This window comes from Aedoeadaptatus coli (assembly GCF_900343085.1).
In the GTDB taxonomy this organism is placed as follows: Bacteria; Bacillota; Clostridia; order Tissierellales; family Peptoniphilaceae; genus Aedoeadaptatus; species Aedoeadaptatus coli.
The window spans coordinates 79,463-100,727 of sequence record NZ_OPYI01000007.1; the positions used below are offsets into that span (position 1 = coordinate 79,463).

17 protein-coding genes are annotated in these 21,265 nt (G+C 52.9%); 4 read left to right on the forward strand and 13 right to left on the reverse strand.

Annotation, left to right across the window (positions count from 1 at the left end):
- Positions 1–4: 4 nt before the first annotated feature.
- The 11 genes from DG046_RS05045 to DG046_RS09940 all read right to left on the reverse strand — a co-directional run bounded on the left by DG046_RS05045 (position 5) and on the right by DG046_RS09940 (position 14,641).
- Positions 5–1,477, reverse strand: a complete 1,473-nt coding sequence (locus DG046_RS05045) for a cobyric acid synthase (protein WP_199909586.1) — start codon at positions 1,475–1,477, stop codon at positions 5–7.
- A complete protein-coding gene (locus tag DG046_RS05050; RefSeq protein ID WP_108831466.1) occupies positions 1,465–2,787 on the reverse strand; it encodes a cobyrinate a,c-diamide synthase in 1,323 nt (440 codons plus the stop codon). The genes DG046_RS05045 and DG046_RS05050 overlap by 13 nt, the downstream gene beginning before the upstream one ends.
- Positions 2,784–3,983, reverse strand: coding sequence for a DNA/RNA nuclease SfsA (sfsA, locus tag DG046_RS05055; RefSeq protein WP_108831467.1), 1,200 nt, complete (start codon positions 3,981–3,983; stop codon positions 2,784–2,786). Before sfsA ends, DG046_RS05050 begins: the two co-directional genes overlap by 4 nt.
- Complete coding sequence (locus DG046_RS05060) at positions 3,980–4,591, reverse strand: DedA family protein (protein ID WP_108831468.1); 612 nt, start codon at positions 4,589–4,591, stop codon at positions 3,980–3,982. The genes sfsA and DG046_RS05060 overlap by 4 nt, the downstream gene beginning before the upstream one ends.
- A 15-nt stretch (positions 4,592–4,606) precedes the next feature.
- A complete protein-coding gene (gene gatB, locus DG046_RS05065; protein ID WP_108831469.1) occupies positions 4,607–6,034 on the reverse strand; it encodes an Asp-tRNA(Asn)/Glu-tRNA(Gln) amidotransferase subunit GatB in 1,428 nt (475 codons plus the stop codon).
- Positions 6,034–7,464 (reverse strand): Asp-tRNA(Asn)/Glu-tRNA(Gln) amidotransferase subunit GatA, encoded by a 1,431-nt coding sequence (gene gatA / locus DG046_RS05070; RefSeq protein ID WP_108831470.1) that lies wholly within the window; start codon positions 7,462–7,464, stop codon positions 6,034–6,036. The genes gatB and gatA overlap by 1 nt, the downstream gene beginning before the upstream one ends.
- A gap of 9 nt (positions 7,465–7,473) precedes the next feature.
- The gene (gatC, locus tag DG046_RS05075; RefSeq protein ID WP_108831471.1) at positions 7,474–7,752 is read right to left on the reverse strand and encodes an Asp-tRNA(Asn)/Glu-tRNA(Gln) amidotransferase subunit GatC; all 279 of its coding nucleotides are present in this window, start codon (positions 7,750–7,752) and stop codon (positions 7,474–7,476) included.
- Positions 7,749–9,692, reverse strand: a complete 1,944-nt coding sequence (gene ligA, locus DG046_RS05080) for an NAD-dependent DNA ligase LigA (protein WP_108831472.1) — start codon at positions 9,690–9,692, stop codon at positions 7,749–7,751. The genes gatC and ligA overlap by 4 nt, the downstream gene beginning before the upstream one ends.
- A gap of 1 nt (position 9,693) precedes the next feature.
- Positions 9,694–11,856 (reverse strand): ATP-dependent helicase, encoded by a 2,163-nt coding sequence (locus tag DG046_RS05085; protein ID WP_306419035.1) that lies wholly within the window; start codon positions 11,854–11,856, stop codon positions 9,694–9,696.
- Complete coding sequence (locus DG046_RS05090) at positions 11,837–12,559, reverse strand: tRNA threonylcarbamoyladenosine dehydratase (protein ID WP_108831473.1); 723 nt, start codon at positions 12,557–12,559, stop codon at positions 11,837–11,839. Before DG046_RS05090 ends, DG046_RS05085 begins: the two co-directional genes overlap by 20 nt.
- A gap of 87 nt (positions 12,560–12,646) precedes the next feature.
- On the reverse strand, positions 12,647–14,641 hold the full coding sequence (locus DG046_RS09940; RefSeq protein WP_108831474.1) for an S-layer homology domain-containing protein: 1,995 nt from the start codon (positions 14,639–14,641) through the stop codon (positions 12,647–12,649).
- 155 nt (positions 14,642–14,796) lie between these two features.
- Here DG046_RS09940 and DG046_RS05100 point away from each other — a divergent pair, with 155 nt between their 5' ends.
- From DG046_RS05100 to DG046_RS05115, 4 genes are read left to right on the forward strand one after another with little or no spacing between them, the layout of a single operon-like run.
- Positions 14,797–15,414, forward strand: coding sequence for a precorrin-2 dehydrogenase/sirohydrochlorin ferrochelatase family protein (locus DG046_RS05100; RefSeq protein ID WP_159082068.1), 618 nt, complete (start codon positions 14,797–14,799; stop codon positions 15,412–15,414).
- A complete protein-coding gene (gene hemC / locus DG046_RS05105) occupies positions 15,383–16,264 on the forward strand; it encodes a hydroxymethylbilane synthase (RefSeq protein ID WP_159082069.1) in 882 nt (293 codons plus the stop codon). The genes DG046_RS05100 and hemC overlap by 32 nt, the downstream gene beginning before the upstream one ends.
- A complete protein-coding gene (cobA, locus tag DG046_RS05110; protein WP_108831477.1) occupies positions 16,257–17,732 on the forward strand; it encodes a uroporphyrinogen-III C-methyltransferase in 1,476 nt (491 codons plus the stop codon). Before hemC ends, cobA begins: the two co-directional genes overlap by 8 nt.
- A gap of 55 nt (positions 17,733–17,787) precedes the next feature.
- Positions 17,788–18,132, forward strand: a complete 345-nt coding sequence (locus DG046_RS05115; protein WP_108831478.1) for a DUF6483 family protein — start codon at positions 17,788–17,790, stop codon at positions 18,130–18,132.
- Positions 18,133–18,287: 155 nt separating this feature from the next.
- On the opposite strand, the gene ppsA is transcribed toward DG046_RS05115, so the two are convergent.
- Both ppsA and DG046_RS05125 read right to left on the reverse strand, forming a co-directional pair.
- Entirely contained in the window at positions 18,288–20,681 is a 2,394-nt protein-coding gene (gene ppsA / locus DG046_RS05120; RefSeq protein ID WP_108831479.1) for a phosphoenolpyruvate synthase, read from the reverse strand.
- A gap of 49 nt (positions 20,682–20,730) precedes the next feature.
- Positions 20,731–21,264, reverse strand: a complete 534-nt coding sequence (locus DG046_RS05125) for a class IV adenylate cyclase (protein WP_108831480.1) — start codon at positions 21,262–21,264, stop codon at positions 20,731–20,733.
- Position 21,265 lies beyond the last annotated feature (1 nt).

Below are 21,265 nucleotides of genomic sequence, written 5' to 3' on the forward strand. Positions count from 1 at the left end.
CCCTTTACAACAGACCTGAAATTTCGTCCAGCCTCTTCATATCCAGGGCCTCTTCAACTACCGCGGCCAGTTTTTCTATCTGGCTGTCTTTAAAGGCGGCGTAGTCCATCGCTTCTTTCTGCAGCAGATTTTTTTCTTTCTTAAGCGCGGCCACGATCTCTTCGGCGATGTGAGGGGCGTCGAAAAAGCCGTGAATGTAGGTGCCGTAGAGTCTTCCCTCTTTAACGATGCCGCCGGATTCCGTCAGTTCTTCTATTTCGCCGGTCTCTTTTATCTCGCTTTGTCCCATATGAATTTCGTAGCCCGCCACTTTTGTTCCGCTAAGATTTTTCAGCAGGCCTTCGGAAGGGGCAATCGTCGTTTCCACGCGGCATTGTTTTTTTTCTTTTGAAAAGACGGTGTCCATGGGAAAGAGCTTGAGCCCCTCCATGGTGCCGCCGCTTTCCACTCCCTCCGGATCGGAAAGGATGTCTCCCATCATTTGAAAGCCGCCGCAAATTGAAAAGACGGCTCCGTCTCTCTCCGCGTGGCGCAGAACGCGGGCATAGATCCCCGTTTCCTTCAGCCATTTTAAGTCGGTCATGGTGTTTTTGGTCCCCGGGATGATCAAGAGATCCGGCTCGCCGAATTCCTCCACCCGTGTAATGGCGCGAACGGAAACATCGGCCATCATTTGAAAAGGAGCCACGTCGGTGACATTGGAGATGTGGGGCAGGCGTATGACGGCGATGTCCACGGCTCCGCGATCCGTCTCGTGAAATTCCATGGCCAGGGAATCTTCCGCTTCCAAGCGCACGTCGGCATAGGGCACGACGCCGAGGACGGGAACGCCGGTGCGCTCTTCCAATATTTTAAGGCCCGGCTCTAATATGGACACGTCGCCGCGGAAGCGGTTCACGACGATGCCCTTGAGCCTTCCTCGCTCGTCGTCATCGAAAAGCTCCCATGTCCCCACGACGGAGGCGAACATGCCGCCTCGATCGATGTCGGCGATGAGAATTGCGGGAATGTCCGCCGCCTTGGCAAAGCCCATGTTTACCATGTCCACGCTCTTTAGATTGATCTCCGATGCGCTCCCCGCCCCTTCGCACAGGACAAAGTCAAATTCATCGGCCAAGGATTCGTAGGCCGCCAGGGCCTTGGGAAATAGCTTCTTCTTTTCGGCGTAGTAGGCGCGGGTCTCGAGATTTTTGTAGACGCGGCCATTTACGATAACCTGGCTCACCCCCGGCGCCGTAGGCTTTAAGAGAATCGGATTCATGCGCACGTCGGCGGGTATCCGCGCCGCCTCCGCCTGCACGATTTGTGCCCGCCCGATTTCCGATCCGTCGTCGGTGATGCCGCTGTTCAGCGCCATGTTCTGTGCCTTAAAGGGCGCCACACGGTAGCCTCTGTTGGCGTAAATGCGAAGGAGCGCCGCCACCATGGCGCTCTTTCCCGCGTTGGACGCCGTTCCCAATACCATTAACCCTGCCACGGTGTCGCCTCCTTTAATGCTTGCAGTAAATTTTCTCTCAGTCTCTCGTCGCCGCTTAAGTGAAGTTGCGGGTAACCTGCATAAACATTTTTCCCGTAATGCGCCGTGCGTCTCTTTCCCCAGCCGCTCGGCTTTTGAATCAGAAGTTCGTCCCCCTCCTCATCGGCGGCGCTGTAATGAAATTCGTGGACTGGCGCCGACCGGCCGGCCTTTAATAAGAGGCCGTCTTCCTCCGCCGTGATCACTTGATAGCCGAAATGTTGCAGGCGATCGGTCATTTTCGCCTCGCCGGGAAAGAACCCGAAGGCTTCGCTGCCGTCGATTTTTTCGAGAAGGCTCATAAAGCCGCCGCCCTCGGCAACGATAACGCCGTCCTTTTCCGCGAAAGTTTTTAAATCCCGAGCAAGGGCTTTATTTTTTCCGAGGGCTTTTTTGTGAAGCTCCGGATAGCCGCCGCCCAGGTAGACGCCGCAGATTCCTTTGGGCAGAGAATCCGCGAGGGGCGAGAAGGGAATCCATTCCACGCCGCGCTCGGAAAGATCCACGAGGACGTCTTCGTAATAAAAGAAAAAGGCCTCGTCCTTTGCAATGGCCACGGGAATTTTTTCCCGCGAAGGATTCATCGCCATTTCTCGGCCCACGGACCTCGTTTCACAGGCGGCGAGGAGCTTATCTAAATCCACGTAATTTTCCACGCTATCCGCCCATTTATCTGCGAAGACGCGAAAGTTTTCGATCTCCTCCGGTCGATGCAGGCCCAAATGGCGCTCGGGCAAATCCCGATCCAAGTCGGGAATGCAGCCGAAAAGGGGAAGCCCCGTAGCTTCCTCGATGATCTTTTCGTAGTAGGATGCCATGGCGGGCTTTGTGTGATTTAAGATCACGCCTGAAATGGTGTTTTCCCCGTAATTTAAAAATCCTTGAAGCTCCGCGCCGAGGCTCGCGCCCTTGCCCCGCCCCGAAGCGATGAAAATCGTCGGCGTCTTCGTGAAATTCGCCATCTCCGCCGCCGAGCACTTCGTCGTGGTGGCCATGCCGTCGTAATAGCCCATGGCCCCTTCCGTGACGATGACGTCCTTTTTCTCCAACCGGGCCATAAGGTGAAGAATGTAATCGTCGTCCATCAAATGGCGATCCAGGTTCACGCCGTAAGCTCCGAGAGCTCGGTGATACATAGGATCGATGTAATCGGGACCGATCTTCGCCGATGCCAGCGTCATCCCGCGGCGAATCAGGGCGCCGATGATTCCCATGGTAATGGAGGTCTTCCCCGCGCCGGAATGTCCGGCGGATAATAGCATGCGCTTCATCGAATCACCTGCTCGTAGGCCACCCGCTCCGTGCCGTCGGCCACGGTAATGACGCCGCAGTAGGTAAAGCCCGCGGACTCGATTAGGCCCCGCATGCGGAAATTATCGGCGTGGGTGTCGATGCGAATGGCGGGAATGCCTTTAAACTTTGCATAGGCGAAAATCCGATCCATCATGCGGCGGCTCATGCCCTCGCCCTTTCGTTTGTCGTCCACGACAAATTGATGGACGGTGAGGTAGTCGCCATCCGTGAGCCAGTTGCCGTCGATAACATCGTAAGTAGGATCCGCCCCTTCTTTTAGCACGGCCATGCCGACGACGGTATCGTCTTTAAAAAAGTAGCAACAACCGGCTTTGATGTTTTCCAAAAGATCTTCCGGCGCAGGATCCTTTCCCTGCCATTGATCCACGCCGTCGGTCTTCAATGCGGCCCGTGCCCCGTCGATCATCTTCATGACGGGAGGCAAATCTTCTTCTCTTGCCTTCACGAGGGCGAGAGGCATTTTTCTGAAGTAGGGCACGGCTTTATCCATAGCCATTTCCGCCCCGTCGACGACCGTGTCCGCGACGAAAATATGAAGCCCCTTCGCTTCCGCCTCCCTCAGTGCCTGAGTGAAATCGGGATCCGTCTCTTCGTTAGGCGTAAAGCCCCAAATGCCTTTCATCTGCACGACGAATAGCACGCCGCAGCACTTTCCTTCCGCAGCCATGTCGCCGAGTTCGCGAATGTGCTTCGCGCCGCGCACCGTGGGCGCGTCGGGAAATTTCGCCAGGCCGTCTTCTTCCAAGGTGACGCCCTTCACTTCCAAAAAGCCCTCGCCCTCTGTGCCCTTGAGGTAAAAGTCGAAGCGACTGTCGCCGCGCTTCACCTCCCGTTCGTAGGATATGATTTTACCGAAGCCCTTTAGATAAGGCGCACCGTCGAAGTATTCCGCAGCCAATTGATTGGGGGCCTGGGAGTCGATGTTTATGGAATTTTCCCCCTTGTAAACCGTGACCAGGCTATAAGGGGTCTTTCGTTTTTTCGCAGGATCAGCCCCCTCGAGGAGCACTTTCGCGCCGGGGACGAAAAGCTCCCGGCATCGCCCGGTATTGGGCACGTGAACCCGAATCCCTTTGCCGTTTTTTTCTACCATAGCAATAAAGCGATTTTCCCTGTTAAGAAAAACCGCTTCTTCCATACGTTTATATTTCATTCTGCGTCCCTTTGTTTAAAATGCCAAATCAAATAAGCTACGGCCAGCACGGCCAGCAGAGCCACGATGACGTATTTATAGTAATCCAAATAGGTGAGGATCACATGCCAATTTTCGCCGGTTTTGTAGCCGAGAAAAGTGAGCACGCAGTTCCATACGAAGGAACCCGCCGCCGTAAGTAAGGAAAACACGGAAAGCCGCATGGATACCATGCCGGCGGGAATGGAAATCAGGCTACGAACCACGGGCACGCAGCGGCCCACGAGGACGAGAGCCTTGCCCTTGTGCTCGAACGTGTTTACCACGCCCATAATTTCCTTTTTCTTAAAGCCCAACCTTCCCATCCAACCATGCTCGGCGGAGTCGTAAATTTTTTCCGTGGGAACCAGGCGCCCGATTCCGTAGAGAATGTAGGCACCCAAAAGGGATCCCGCCGTGGCCGCCAAGGTGGTGGGAAGAAAGGCGAGATTGCCCCGTCCGACGAAGAAGCCGCCGAGGAGCAAAATCACTTCCGATGGAATGGGCGGAAACACATTTTCAATAAAAATCAATGCGAAGACGGCCAAGTACCCGTAATTTGTAATGGCCGAAGTGATCACACGTTCCACTGTGTATGCCCTTTCCTATTGATTAAGAAGCTTCACGAGCATTTCGTTGGCCATTTGAGGATTGGCCTTGCCGCGGCTTTTCTTCATCACTTGACCGACGAGGAAGCCCACGACGCGGTCTTTGCCCGCCTTGTATTGTTCCACTGACTCGGGATTTTCCGCCAATACTTCCTTCACCATGGCTTCGATTTCAGACGCGTCGCCGATTTGTACGAGGCCCTCTTCCTCGATGATTGCCTTGGGCTTCTTGCCTTCCTCGCACATTTTGCGGAAGACTTTCTTCCCGGCATTGTTGTTGATCTTGCCGGATTTAATTTGTTCGAGAAGGTAGGCGAAATCTTTTCCTTCGAAGGGAACATTCATTTCCCCCTCGTCGGAGACTTCCACGCGGCGCAGAAATTCCGTCATAAACCAATTGGAAAGCATGTCGTAGTCCGTAAAGTGCTTCGCCACTTCTTCATAGAAGTCGGCGACTTTTTTCGAACCGCAAATAACTTTCGCGTCGTATTCTTTCAGACCGTAGGTGTCCATAAAGCGGGCAATCTTCACATCGGGAAGCTCCGCCATGCCCGCGCGCACCTTTTCGATCCATTCGTCGTCGATAAACAGCGGGCCCAGATCCCCTTCCGGCGCGAAGCGATAGTCGCTGGCCGTGTACTTCACACGCATAACCACGGTTTTGTTTTCCGCGTCGTCCCAGCGGCGGGTGGCGCGAAGTTCCGTCTCGCCCTTTTCCATGAGCTCGATTTGACGGGCCACTTCGTAGTCGATGGCCTTTTCAACGGCGCGGAAGGAGTTCAGATTCTTCACTTCGGAAATGGCGCTTCGCTCCCCGGTTTCCGTGTTCTTAATATTGACATTCACGTCGCAGCGCAGGGAGCCTTCTTCCATTTTCACGTCGCTGACTTCCAAATAGCGCAGGGTGTTTCTCAGTTTTTCCAAGAACAGACGCGCTTCCAAACCCGATGCCATGTCCGGATCGGAGACGATTTCTACCAAGGGCACGCCGCAACGGTTGTAGTCCATGAGGGTGGTGCCGTTTTCCGTGTGGAGGCTCTTACCCGTGTCTTCTTCCAATTGAATTTGATGGATGCCGATTTTCTTCGGTCCGTCATCGGTTTCGATTTCAATGTAACCGTCGTTGGCTACGGCCTCGTCCGTTTGGGTAATTTGATAGCCCTTGGTTAAGTCGGGATAGAAGTAATTCTTTCTGGAAAAAGTGGACTTGTGGTTGATGCGCATGTGAAATGCCGTAGCGATTTCAATGGCGCGCTCCACGGCGCCCTTGTTTAACACGGGGGTGGCCCCGGGAAGGCCCAAACATACCGGACAGGTGCAGGTGTTGGGCTCTCTGCCGTAGGCATTTTCACAGCCGCAGAAGGCTTTGGTCTTTGTGGATAATTCGACGTGGATTTCCAATCCCACAATTGTCTTGTAACCCATTAGATATTTCCCTCCAATTCTTTCGCCGTGGCAATGGCTTGATTGTCGTGGCTCTTCTTCGGAATAATTTGAATCCCTACGGGAAGACCGTCTTTCGTCGATGCGGGCACGCTGATGCCGCCGGTACCGATGAGATTGACGGGGACGGTAAATAAATCCAGCATGTAGATCTGTACCGGCGTCATGTTTTTGTCGATAGGCAGTGCCACCGTCGGCGAGGTGGGACAGAGGATCACGTCGTGGGTTTCGAATACTTCGTTGAATTCACTCATCATGCAGTGACGCATTTCCAGAGATTGCTCGAAGTATTCCTTGGAGTGATCCATGCTCATAATGTAGGAGCCGATCATAATCCGGCGCTTCACTTCATCGCCGAAGCCTTCGCTGCGGGTTTTGATGTATAGCTCGTCGATATTGTCGTAATCATCGGCGATAAAGCCGTATAAAATGCCGTCGAAGCGGCTCATGTTCGGCGCGATTTCGCCGTTGACCAAAATATGGTACACGGCGATGGCCAGATCCAAGCTCTCGATGTGGACGTATTCCACTTCAGCGCCCTGATCCCGCATAAAGTCCACGGTGCGTTGGAAGGCGTCTCTCACGGGCTCTTCCACTTCGAAGGTCTTGAAGGTGTCGGGAATGGCGACCTTTAATTGGCTTAAAGGTTTCGCCGCTTTTACGGCTTCGGCGTTCAGGGAATCGTTGCCGATGCAAGTGGCGTCGCGCAGGTCGGAGCCTTCCAGAATTTCCAGGACGTATTCTACATCGTCGACGGTGTGGGCCAAGACGCCCACTTGATCGAAGGTGTTGGCCATGGAAGACACGCCGTAGCGGGAAATGCTTCCGTGGGAGGGCTTCATGCCCACGACGCCGCAGAAGGACGCCGGTTGACGCACGGATCCGCCGGTGTCGGTTCCCAAGCTGATGGAGCAGAAGTTTGCCGCCACAGCCGCCGCGCTTCCGCCGGAGGAGCCGCCGGAGACGCGGGTTCTGTCCACGGGATTTTTCGTGGTGCCGAAATAGGATGTCTTCGTGGAGGAGCCCATGGCAAATTCATCTAAATTGACCTTGCCGATAATAATGGCATCCGCCGCCTTTAACTTCGTGGTAACCACGGCGTCGTAGGGGGAGATGAAATCGGCGAGCATTTTCGATGCACAGGTCATGCGCACGTCTTTCACGGCGATATTGTCTTTTATGGTGACGACCATGCCGGCCATTTTGCCGAGCTCTTCGCCTCTTTCTCGCTTTTCGTCCAATTCTTTCGCCTTTTCAAGGGCGATTTCGTCGGTGAGGGTAATAAAGACATTTAAATCCTCTTCGTCCCGCTTGATATTTTCTAAATAGGCTTCGACCAATTCCGTGCAAGTAATTTTTCCGTCGAGGAAAAGTTGTCTGGTTTCCAAGCCGCTTAATTGGGTCAGATTCATGAGGCCTCCTTATTCCACAAATTTAATGATTTCGAAGTAGCCGTACTTCACGGCCACGGCATTGCCTGTGGCATCTTCCCGGTCCAGAGACGGGCGAATTTCATCCTCCCGCAGGCGATTGGGCAAGACGTTCGTATGGAAGGTGGGCGAACAGTGCACTTTCGCCTGTTTGATCGTATCCATCAAATCCATGGTGTCGGAAAATTCTTTTTCCATGGCTTCCAATTCTTCGTCGGTGAAGTATAGTTTGGATATTTCCGCAATATGTCTGATTTCGTCTTTTTTCATAGGAGGTCTCCCCACTTTCTGTTAAAGGCTTCTTCCGATAAGACGGGTACGCCTAATTTCTCCGCTTTTTCCGCTTTCGATCCCGCCGCATCGCCTGCGAGAACGAGATCGGTATTTTTCGATACGGATCCGGTTACCTTCGCGCCTTCCGCTTCCAGTGCCGCTTTCACTTCGCTTCTCGGCCTGGACAAGGTGCCCGTTAGCACCACGGTCATGCCGTCGAGGACGCCGGATTTTTTCGATTGCTCGTAGATCAGCTCGATCCCCGCATCCATTAAGTCGTGGACGTAGCCGCCGATAACGGGATCGATGAAGAAGAGGCGAATCTCTCTCGCCGTCTCCGGGCCGATCTCTTCGATGGTCACAAGCTCCGCTTCTTCGGCCTTTGCCAGGGCGTCGAAATCGGCGAAGTGATCCGCCAGATCCCCGGCGGTTTTAATGCCCACCTGGCCGATGCCCAAGGCGTAGATAAAGCGCTTAAAGCTGATTTTTTTCGATCCCTCGATGGCGTTTAATAGATTGTCCGCCTTTTTTTCGCCGAAGCCCTCGAGGGTCGTGAGCTCTTCCCGCTTCAGTGCGTAAATATCGGGAATCTCGTGCAAAAGACCTGCGGCGATTAATTTTGCCGCCGTCTTTTCGCTGAGCCCCGTAATGTCCATGGCGTCGCGAGAGGCGAAGTGATCGATTCGCGCCACCAATTGGGGCTCACAACCGATGGTGTTCGGGCAGAAGCTGTGCACGCCTTTTTGCACCAGCTCCGTGGCGCAGGCGGGACATTTGGTGATCATCTCTATTCTATCACCTTCTTCGCCGATTCCCTCTAAAATTTCGGGAATGACGTCATTGCTTCGCCTTAAAAACACCTCGCCGCCGATGCGCACATTTTTTCTCAGAATGTCGTCGTAATTATTTAATGTGGCCCGCTGAATGGTGACGCCGTCGATGTCCACAGGCGCCAGAATGGCCGTGGGTGTCACCTTCCCCGTGCGGCCCACATTCCATTCCACGTCGAGAAGTTTCGTAACCACTTCCTTCGCCTCGAATTTGTAGGCGATGGCCCAGCGGGGAAATTTCACCGTGTAGCCCAGGGATTCGCGCTTGGTGACGTTGTTGATTTTGAGGACGATGCCGTCGATCATGACGTCCAACCGGTCGCGGGTGTTTTCCACTTCGTGGATGTAGTCTAAAATGGCGTGAAAATCCTCGCAACGGCGGGTCATGGGATGGACGAGAAAGCCCTGTTCTTTTAAAAAAGTCTTCACGTCTTCGTCCGTTTTGAAAACCATGCCCTCGGCATCGGTTAAATTGTATAAGTAGGCCGTGAGCCTGCGCCGCCTTGTTTCCTTGGGATCGAGATTTCTCAAGGCGCCGGCGGCACCGTTTCTCGGATTTTTTAAGGGCTCCGCCGCCGTTTCGTTGTATTTTTTAAGACTCTTGTAGGGCATTAGCCCTTCGCCCTGCACCACCAAATGGCCCTTAAAGGGAATGCTTAAGGGCACGGTGGAGATGGTGACCACCTGCTCCGTAATCACTTCGCCCACGGTGCCGTTGCCCCGGGTGACGGCGCGGGTGAGCTTGCCGTCGTCGTAGGTCAGGGAAATGGTGAGCCCGTCGAATTTCAGTTCCGCCATATAGCCCTTGTCGTCGGCGCCGGCCGCGCGCATGCGATCGCACCAGGCCTTGAGGCGCTCGTAGCTTTGGGCCTTGTCCAGGGAATAGAGGGGCTTTTCGTGGGTAAACTTTTCAAAGCCTTCCAAGAGATCCCCGCCGACGCGACGAGTGGGCGAATCGCTCGCCACTTCCCCCGTCTCCTTCTCCATGGCCACGAGCTCGTCGTAGAGGGCGTCGTAGGTTTTGTCGTCCACCAAAGGCGCGTCCAAGGTGTAGTAGGCGTGGGCCCAGGTATTTAATTGGTCGATGATCCCTCGCATCTTCTCCATCTTATTCCTTCTTTCGAATGGGCGCCACCTTCAGGTTCAGAGTCTTCAGCCCCTTGCCCTCAAAGGAAATGATGCCTTCGTCGCCTTTTAACTGCACGAGCATCCCCTCGCCCCACTTTTTGTGAACGATCGTGTCGCCGACGCTTAATTCGGGAAGCGGCTGAGATTTTTTCACCGGCTTCGTCTCCGGCGCAACCGCCCCGGTATAAATGTCGTGGCGACTCTTTAAATCCTTCTTCCGCGGTTCTTCTTCGTGGACGGTAATGTTGTCTTTGATCTCTTCCACGAAGCGACTTCGCATGGCGCTGTTGCGCTTGCCGTAGAGGGTGCGGGACTTGGCCGAGGAGAGAAAGAGCTTCTCTTCCGCCCGGGTCACCGCCACGTACATGAGCCTGCGCTCCTCTTCCATGCTCTCCTCGTCGTCGTAGCTTCGCGATGTGGGGAACAGTCGCTCTTCCAGCCCCACCACGAAAACCACGGGAAATTCCAGACCCTTTGCGCCGTGAATGGTCATGAGCTTTACGGCGTGGGATTCGTCGTCCAATTCATTTTTATCGGAGATCAAACTGAGGTTACCCAGGTAATCGGTTAGGCTCATATCCGGATTGGATTCTTCGAATTCCGCCGCTGCGGAGATAAATTCCTCCACATTTTCCAGGCGGGTGCGGGATTCCACCGTGTCCTCCCGCTTCAGCTCGTCGGCATAGCCGCTTTCAAATAAAATCGCTTCCACCAACTCCGCCAGACTAAGCTCCGCCGCCTTGTTTTGCAGAAGGTGGATCAAGTTCACAAATTCGCGAATGTTTTTCTGTGCGCGAATTTTGAGTTCCGGATAGGACTCCAGCTCTTCCATAAGGGCGAAGAGGCTCATGCCCCGCTCGGCTGAAAAGGCGCGGAGCTTTTCTAAAGTCGTATCACCTATACCCCTTTTCGGCACGTTCACGATGCGGCTGATATTGATGTCGTCTTTCGGATTGTTTACCGCCGCCAAATAGGCGATAACATCCTTGATTTCCCTGCGGTCGTAAAAGCGCAGGCCGCCCACGACGCGGTAGGGAATCCCCTCGCGCATAAGGGCCTCCTCAAAGCCCCGGGACTGGGCGTTGGTGCGATACAAAATCGCCATCTCCCCGTAGGCCGTGCCCTTGTAATTTAAGTGCTGCATCTTTTGCACCACGGCCAATTCCTCTTCGGAGCTGTGGTAAAATTCCCGGTAGACCACGGGATCGCCGCCGCTTTTCGCCGTCCACAAATTCTTTTCTTTCAATTTGGGATTGTTGGCGATAAGGGCGTTGGCGCAGTCCAAAATCGGCGTGGTGGAACGGTAGTTTTGCTCCAGCAAAATGGTCTTCGCGCCGGGAAAATCCTTCTCGAAGGAAAGAATATTGCCGATGTCCGCGCCCCGCCAGCGATAGATGGATTGATCGTTGTCGCCGACGACGGTAAGGTTTTTCGCCTTGGCCGAGAGCATTTTGACCAGTAAGTATTGAATGTGGTTCGTGTCCTGGTATTCGTCCACGAAAATGTATTCGAATTTCTGTTGGTAATAGGCCAAAACATCCGCCTTCAACTGAAAGAGCTCCACGGTCTTTACCAAAAGATCGTCGAAATCCAGGGCGTTGTTTTCCCGCTTCTTCTTTTCGTAGAGGCGGTAGACCTCCGCCGTTTGCCGACCGTAGAAATCGCCGAAATTCTCCTTCATGGCGCTGTCCGCGTCGGTGCCTTCGTTTTTCCACGTGGAAATTTGGCTCAAGAGGCCGTAGGGCTTAAACATTTCCTTGCTGATGTTTAATTCCTTCATGCACTCCTTAATAAGGGTCTTTTGATCGGCACTGTCGTAAATGGCGAAGTTTTTGTCGTAGCCCAGGTAATGAATGTCGCCGCGAAGAATGCGCACGCACATGGAGTGAAAGGTGCTGATCCACATGCCTTCCACGGTGCGGCCCAATTGTTTGGCCACCCGCTCCTTCATTTCCTTCGCCGCCTTGTTCGTAAAGGTAATGGCGAGAATGCGGTAGGGAGAGACGCCCATCTCTTCGATCAAATAGGCGATTTTTCCCGTGACCACGCGGGTCTTGCCGCTGCCGGCTCCGGCGAGCACCAAGAGAGGCCCCTCTGTGTGGAGTATGGCTTCTTTCTGACGATCATTGTAATTTTCTAACAAGACTATCCTCTTTCTCACTTTGAACTAAATCTCGGATCACTTTCGACGCCGCAATCAGCCCCGCCGCGGAAGGCACAAAGGAAATACTGGCCGGCGAACGTTCTTCAATGCCCTCGACCTTTTTAGGCTCTTCCGTGGAATAGACCACGGGAATGTCGCCGAGGCCCCGCTTCTTCACTTCTCGGCGCATGACCCGCGCCAGGGGGCAGACTTTCGTTTCTGAAAGCATGGCGAGCTCGAGGGCCTCCGGATGCAGTTTATTCCCCGCGCCCATGGCCGATAGGACGGGCACGCCACAGGCCTTGGCCTTTTCGATAATTAAAAGCTTCGCCGTCACCTGATCCACGGCATCCACCACGTAGTCGTAATCGCTGAAGTCGATTTCCTCGGCGGTGGCTTCGTTAAACATCATGGGATAGGTGCGCACCTCCGTTTCCGGCACGATGGATGCGATGCGCGCCTTCATCACATCCACTTTCAGCTCGCCTACGGTTTCTGTCGTGGCGATGATCTGGCGATTGATATTCGTCACGTCCACCTTATCGTAATCCACGATGTCCAATCGGCCGACGCCGGCCCGCGCCAAGGCTTCGATGCAAAAGCCGCCGACGCCGCCGACGCCGAAAACGGCGACACAACTTTTCTGCAGATGATCCACGGCATCCGAGCCGATCAACCAACGCGTTCGCAAAAACGGATCCATAACTACCTCCCATACTAACACCTCATTATATCAAAAAAGACCCTATGGAGACAAACCATAGGGTCTTTTGTATGAGTGGAAAGGTACTTACTTTTTATCGCTGTATACGGGGAGGATAGTATTTCCACCCTTTACGCGAATATTAGTGATTGTTTTCCTTTCCACTTTATTTCCATTGTCATAAATATCATAGACAACCTTTAACGACATCGTGCCTCTCATCTTGTCAAATTCGTCAATTTCTACAAGACCTTTGAATTTATTGTCCGCGAAGTCCGTTGCTCCGTCTTCCAAGGTAAACTCGTATTCGCCGTAAGTTTTTCCGGCAGAAGCGATGACGGGACCGCCATTCCAAGTGAAGCCCTCGTTGACTCGCTTCACCTCTTTAACATTGACGGTTTTGTCTTCTTTGATCAATTCTGCCTTAACTGTAACTGCGACGACATTTTCGCCCTTGACTTCTAGTTCCAAGTAAACTTTCTTACCCATCAACTTTCCTGTTAACTGGTAAGCATCGATCGGAGAGGCTTTCTCATCATTCAATCCCTTGAAGTTGATTTCCTTAGCCAACAACTTGGTTTCTTTCTTACCATCCTGTTTTTGAATTTCGATGGTGCCGTTACCGAAGGTATTGTTGCTGACATTCACCAAATAACCCTCTAACTTACCTTCCGTAACGCCGGCTTCTTTAATTTGCAGATAATGTGTGGACAAGGTGAGGGGATAGCCTTTGTTTAATCCCTTGGTCACTTCAGATAATTTCGCAGCTGCATCGCCCTTCGCTGTAAAGGAGATTTCCTTTTTATTTGCAAGCTTTAATACCAAGGTAGAGGTTTCGCCGTAACCGTTGTAGGTATAGCTGACAAATTCGCCGTCCACCGTGCCATTATTGGGGATAACTTCCAATTCCTTCACTACGCCGTCTTGGGCCTTGAAGGCGACCATATCTCTCGAGCTGAGGGATTTTAAGTCAAACTTCTTGCCGAAGCTGGTGATCGATGCGTCCTTATCCAATTTAAAGGTTTCGGTCTTTTCCGCCTTAAAGCTTTCGTCGATGGGCGCGTCTTTTTTCGTGGAGTAAGCGATTTTGATTTCATCGAATTTCGCGCTTTCCACCATCCCGACGCCGTTTAACTCGGTGCTGACCACTTCAACGGATACCGCTTGATAGGGAGCGATGCTGCCGCTTTGGGGAAAGGCTTTTACTTTTACCTTGCTGCCTGCATTTAGGTCTTCGGCCTTGGCGCTCTTGCCGTTAATGGTAATGACGGTGTCCTTCGAGAGAACGAAAGCCTGCGTCTTTCCGTCTTTGTCTTTAATGGTCAGGGCGGGAACGTCGTTGTTTTTAACAATGGCCACGACTTCCCCTTCAAAGGATTTGACGGATTTGTATTCGTAGCTCATGTCCGTAATCTTCGCCATTTGGTCTCTTTGCAGAGGCAGGTTCCCCTTAAATTCAGCGCCGGTACCGAATGCATTGAAGATGCCCGCATCGATCATGGATGCCAAGAGGCCCTTTACATCCACGTCGCCGATGAGCTCTTTCGACGTTTTGCCGATGGAGTCGATGTCGGTGACTTTAATATTGGACGTGTCTTTCTTCGGTTCAATGCGCAGGGCTTTGGCGTAGTAAACCAAGGCCAGTTCACGACTGGGGAATTGATCGGCGTTTCGTACATTGTTAATGTAATTCAGTTTGTATGCCGCTTTTAAATTGCCTTCGGTGATGACATTGTTTTGAAGGGCGATGCAAACCGCGGGCTTTGCCCAATTCGGTACTTTGTAAGCATCGGCGATGTAGCCGTACGTTGCGATGGCCGAGGTCATTTCAGTACTCGTTGGATTTTGAACGCCTTTAAGGAGTTCCAGAATTTCCAAATAGCTGACATTACGCAACGGCTTAAAGGTGCCGTCGTCGTAGCCTTTAATGATTCTCAAATCACTTAATTTCGAAATATAGCTGTATGCCCAGTGACCTACGCCGACGTCTTTAAAGTTTGCAGCTTGTGCCGCAAAAGGCGTCGTCAATAATGCGCCTGCCAAGGCCAGAGTGGCCACTGCTTTTGCTTTGTTTTTCTTCATAGTTTCCTCCTAGAATTCTTATAAAAAATCCTACCTGTCCCTATTATAACATGGCAATTGCGCCTCGCTGTTACGTTTTTATTTCATCTCGGCGGGCGTTTACCCTCTCCTTTGTTATAATAGAGAGAGTATGCATTGATCAATTAGGAGGGCTTATGCGATATTTTCCTCTCATGGTAGACACGCAAGATAAAAAAGTGCTCGTCGTCGGCGGCGGGAAGGCGGCGGCCATAAAGATTCAGGGGCTCATCGACTCCTCTTTTTTCTTTTACTGTTTATCTCCCGCCTTTTGCGACGATCTTATCGCCTTGGCGGAGGAACATCCGGAGCGGATTTTTCTGAAGGAGAAAAGGGTCGACGGTGATTTTCGCTTTTTCGCCTACGACTATTTCATCGTCGCCACAGATGACGAGGCCTTAAACAACGTCCTTCTTCGCCGGGCCAAGGCGGCTTCGGTGCCGGTTCTTTCCGCCTCGGATCCCGCATCGTCGGATTTTCACATGGCCTCGGTGGTCCGCCGCGGCCCCCTCGCGGTGAGCATTTCCACTGCCAATCCCACGGTGAGCAAGCACGTGAAGGCGGATATGGAGGAATTTCTTTCGCGCTACGACGAAGAAAAGCTTTTTGAAATGAACCGCATACGAAGGCTCTTGGTGGAGCGAAAGAGCGCGCACATTTCGGAAATTATGGAAGAATTATGGAACGATGAAAAAATCAGTAAAAATTACGGGGAGTTATTCGATGAAACTGAAAGTGGGAACGAGAGGCAGTAATCTGGCGAAGATTCAGGCCATGGCGGTGGTGAATATCCTTAAGGAGGCGGGTATCGACGCGGAGCTCGAGATCATTTCTACAAAAGGCGACCGCGTCCAAGACCTTCCCATCCACAAGGTGGGAAAAAACGGCGTCTTCGTCGGCGAGTTGGAAGGCGCCCTTCGGGAGGGGGCGGTGGATATTGCCGTGCACTCATTAAAAGACATGCCATCAAAAATCGCCCCGAGATTTACCTTGGCCCCGCCGCCTGCTGCCCCGGCGGACGTGGATGTGTTCGTGGGAAATGGCGACAATTTCAGGGAAGAGGACTTGGCCACCATGGTGGTCGCTACGGGAAGCAATCGGCGCATCGCCCAACTGAAGCACTTTTATCCCAGCGTAAAGATCGTGCCCATTCGCGGCAATGTAGAGACTCGCATCAATAAAGTGGAAAGCGGCTTGGCAGACGGCACCCTTCTCGCCTACGCCGGCCTTTTACGGGCGGGGCTTGCCCACAAAGCGACGGCGGTCTTGGATCCCACGCGCTTTATCCCATCTCCCTCTCAGGGCCTTTTGGGCATCGAGCTCGCCAAAGATCGACGGGATCTATTAGATGTATTTACCCAAGCCTCCGATCCCCGCGCCGCTTTTCGCATGAAGGTGGAGCGCGCCTTTCAACGGGCCTTGAGTGCCTCCTGCGCCTCGCCAATCGGCATTCACGTCGAGGAGAAGGACGGCGGCATCCTTCTTCACGGCTGCTTCGCAGAAACCGCCGAGGATCCATTGATCTATGCCACGGTGGCCACGACGGCGGAAAATGCCATGGACGATGTCTTTGAATTGGTGAGGAAGGTGAAGGGCCATGAGTAAGTATCCCGTGATTCTTGCCGGGGCGGGCATCGGCGGCCGCGACAACATCACCCTCGCCCTTTATAAAGCCCTCGCTCGCGCCGATGTTATCGTCTACGACCGCCTCATGGATCCGACGATTTTGGATTTCGCCCCCCACGCGGAAAAGATCTATGTCGGAAAAGCCGCCGAGAAACACACTATGGCCCAGGAAGATATTCAGGCGCTTCTCGAAAACTATTACCGCGCCGGCAAGCGGGCGATTCGCCTAAAGGGCGGCGATCCCTACGTCTTCGGCCGCGGCGGCGAGGAGGCTTTCTATCTTTCCGAGCGGTCCATTCCCTTTCGCGTGATTTCGGGGATCACCTCCGGCGTCGCAGTTCCCGCCATGGCTGGCATTCCCGTCACCCAGCGGAATGTGGCTACCTCCGTGTCCTTTATTACGGGCCACCGCGCCAAGGGCGAAAATGATTTTTCCCCTTACGCAGCCGTGCCCGGAACCCTGGTCTTTTACATGGGGCTGGGAAATTCTCAAAAAATCGCGAAGGATCTTTTGGCGGGAGAAAAAGATCCGAAGACGCCCTTCGCCGTGCTGAAGGCATCCGACGACGGCGAGATAACATCCTTTTACAGCAGCCTGGAAAAAGTCGCCGCCTCCGGCCTGCCCGAGCATATCACGAGCCCTGGCCTCATCGTCGTGGGCGACGTGGTGGATCTTCACGAGGATTTAATGCCGCTCAATCACTTGCCCCTGTCCGGGCGAAAAATTATTTTAACCGGGGAAGATCAGCACGCCATGGCCGATGACCTGCGGGATGCGGGGGCACATGTATTCTTACGTCCCATGATCGAAACCGAAGCCGTGAATCAGGTGCAGTTTGAAAAAGATCTCGCGGATTTTTCCTACGACGCCCTGGTCTTTACGTCGAAAAACGCCGTGGATTTCTTCTTCGATGCCTTCCTTCAAAGCCGCGACATTCGAGATCTCGCAGGCACTTCCATTTACGTCGTCGGTGAAAAAACGGCCCGGGCCCTCGCCCGCTACGGCCTCCGTGCCGACGGCCATCCGGATATTTACGACGGTCGCCATTTATCGGAATTTTTAAAAAGCCGCGTGGATGCATCCCATCGCATCTACTACCCCCACGCCCAGGGGAGTGATCCCTATTTAGAAGATACGCTTCGAAAAATCGCCCGCACTACGGACCGCGTCATCTACAGCAGCGTGGCGCCCGCAAACATCCGCCCCCTTCCCGAGGCCTACGATGCAGTCGCCTTTTTATCTCCTTCCGCCGTGAAGAACTTCATCGCCGCCTACGGCCTCTCTTCCATGCCCGCGTGCGCCTTCGCCATCGGCGAGACGACGAAGAGAAGCCTTGTCAAAGCAGGCGTAAAAAAGGAAAATATAGTGACGGGAGAAAAAGCGACGCAGGAATCTCTCTGCGACGCGGTGATCGAAAAGCTTTCGCGACGGGAAGCGGACCTCTGAAAATAAATCTGCGGGTTATTCACCATGCAGGTGTTTGAAATAAAGGGAGCACATTATGATAAAAAACGACTTTCTCATGCAGCAAATCAAGGAGCTGATCCAATTTCTCTTGGGCCTGGCCTATCCCATGGGCTTCGGCGACGAGGAAAAAAACAAAACGCAGGCTTCGGCCATTTCACAAAAACTCTATGCCCTCGCCCTTGAAGGCAAGTACGGCGAAGCGGAAGACGCCCTCTTCGATGCCTTCGACGAAGGCGAGGCGGATCTGGCTACGGGCATCCTCTTCTACGAATCCCTGCTTCGCGTCGACGAAAAAGAATTGCGAAAAGGCGATTTTTCCCTGAAAGAAATCGAAACCGGCCTTCGCGACTACGCGAAACTCTTTCACGTGGATCTGTAAATTAAATCTTTTAAAAATTTCATTCCGATAAATTTCATTCAATGAGTAAAGTTCGAGCACCCACTCGAGCTTTTTTTATTTGCCTTTTTATTCGAGGACCTGTTTCTTTGCACCAAAAAATCCGCCTTCGAGAGACGGATTTTTCAGAAATGTTGTTATTTTTGTTCTCTTAGTTTGCGCAGAATCATTTTTTGTTCTACACCGGCGACTAAACGACGGGTGTAGTCGACGGTATCCGGGTTAACGGACATGGAGGTAATGCCGCATTCTACGAGGAATTCTGCAAATTCAGGGTATTGGCTCGGGCCTTGGCCGCAGATGGAGCAGGTAATGCCTTCTTTGTTGGCTGCATCGACCAAGATCTTAATGGCGCGCTTCACTGCTTCGTTGCGTTCGTCGAAGTAACCCATGCGGTTCAAGATGCCGCTGTCCCTATCGGCACCCATGGTGAGCTGCGTCAAGTCGTTGGAGCCGATGGAGAAGCCGTCGACCAATTTCGCAAATTCTTCGGCTTGGAAGACCACGGAGGGCACTTCCGCCATAATCCAGATCTTGAAGTTCTTGGATTGTTTCAGGCCTTCTTCCGCCATAATTTCTTTGACGGTAACCAATTCTTCCGGCGTACGGACGAAGGGCAACATGGCGACCACATTGTCCAGACCGAAGTCTTCGCGCACTTTGCGCATGGCCTTACATTCCAGACGGAAGCCTTTTTCGTATTCCGGCGAAATGTAGCGGCTGACGCCACGCCATCCGATCATGGGGTTTTCTTCGTGGGGTTCCACTTCGTCGCCGCCCTTGAGACCGCGGAATTCGTTGGTACGGAAGTCGCTCATACGAACGACAACTTGTCTCGGGTAAATGGCCCCGGCAACTTCGGCGATGCCTTCGGCCAATTGGTCGATGAGAATGTCGCCTTGGTCGGTTTTTGCCAGGTACATGGGGTGTGCGCCGATTTTATTGGTGAAAATAAATTCCGTGCGCATGAGGCCGATGCCGTCGAAGGGCAAGTTCTTGTATTTTTCGATGAGAGCCGGTTCGCCCAGGTTCATGTAAATCTTCGTTGCCGTGGTGGGCGCGACGATTTTGCGAAGTTCTTCGGCGGAAATGCCCAGGCCTGCGCCTGTGCTTTCGGCGCCTTCATCGCTCTTCTTTTCTTTGTCTTTCAATACATCGCCTTCGTAAACGACGCCGCGGGTGGCATCGACGGTGATGAATTGGCCTTCTTCCAAAACAGACGTGGCATTGTTGCTGCCGACGACGCAGGGAATACCTAATTCCCGGCTGACGATGGCGGCGTGACAGGTTCTGCCCCCTTCGTCGGTGACGACGGCGGCGGCGGTACGCATAGCCGGTACCATGTCCGGATTGGTCATGGCCGTGACGAGGATGTCCCCTTCTTTGACCAAGTTGATTTCGCTGACGTCTTTGATCTTCTTCACTTTGCCGCGTCCGATGCCCGGCGATGCAGCCAAGCCGCGAACCAGGGGATTTAATTTTTCAGGTGCTTGATTCATGCCTTCCTCTTTCGGATTGTCCGATGCGCTCGGGGCATCGCCCAGTGTGGTAATGGGTCGGGATTGTAAAATGTAGAGACCCTTGGTGTCTCTGTCCATGCCCCATTCGATGTCTTGCACGCTGCCGTAGAGGCTTTCGATTTTCAGCCCTGCGTCGATTAAGGTGTTCAACTCTTCTTTCGTCAGGCATTCTTCCTTGACGGCGCCGGCGCCTAAAATATCTTCCACATCGGCTTCGTGGGTACCGATGCCCGAATCGTTTTGTACGACGATTTTCTTCTTGTCGGCGATGACTTTTTCAAGAATCGACTTGTCACTTTTCTTGATGACGTATTCGTCGGGGGTGACGGTGCCGCTGACGACGGCTTCGCCTAAGCCGTAGCTGGCGTTAATCATCATTTCGTCGCGACTGTTGTTAATGGGGTTGGCCGTAAACATAACGCCGGATTTTTCGGAATTGACCATTTTTTGTACGACGACGGCCAAGGATACGGCGAAGTGGTCGTATTTTTGTTTTTCTCTGTAGTAAATGGCCCGGGGCGTCCACAAGGATGCCCAACATTTCCGTACGTGTTGTACTAATTCTTCTTCCCCTGCAATGTGCAGATAGGTATCTTGTTGGCCGGCGAAGGATGCGTCGGGCAAGTCTTCCGCCGTAGCCGAGGAACGAACGGCCACTTGGGGATCTCTCAAGTCGATGGAACGACTGAATTCCTTATAAGCTAAAATGATTTCTTCTTCCAGAGCCGGATCGATTTCGCCCTGTTCGATGTTTCTGCGAATGTCGTTGGATGCTGCTGTAAGCATGTCCACGTCGTCCACGTCTAAATCTTGCATTAAAAAACGGACTTTTTCATCGAGGCCGGCGTATTCGATAAAGGCGTCGTAGCCTTTCGATGTGACGCAGAATCCCGGGGGTACGTCCAGACCGAAATTGGTCATTTCACCGAGATTGGCTCCCTTGCCGCCGACGATGTCCACGTCGTCTTTGCGGATTTCATGAAAAAAACGAATGTACTTAAAACCTGTCATAGAATTCCTCCTCGGCATTTATTATAGCATACTCGCCATATATGTTGTACTATTTATTCCGAGATTTTTTTAACTCGGCGATGGATTTCGTGCTCACCTGCCTTCGGTCGATGTTTAAGGCCTCGATCACCGCCTCGATGGCATCTCTGTCCGGGCCTTCGATTTCCATATAGGGTTCGGGGAAACTTTCGGGATCCCACAGGTCCAGATCCAGTCGGCAATTTTTATAGGCATAACTGATGCGATGCTTCTTTGCCACCTCCACCTCGTCGTAGCCCAAAAGGGCAAAGATGGCGAGCATCTCTTCCGCACTGTCGATATGCACCGTGTGCTCGTCGTAGGCCCGAACGCCCGCTTCCGTCTTTTTTTCTTTAAAGGTGCACTGAATCTCCTCTTCGCCGCCTCTTTTAATCCGACGAATGCGCAGGTAGCCCCGCTCGGCGGGGATGGGCCAAGACGTCGAGTCGATGAGGTAATTGGTCTGATGCTCCTCGCCGATTTTTACGGCGCCTTTCCGAATCAGTTTTTCTGCCATGGCCTTTAAATCCACGTGAAGTATTTTTACTTCGATTTCTCGCTCCATC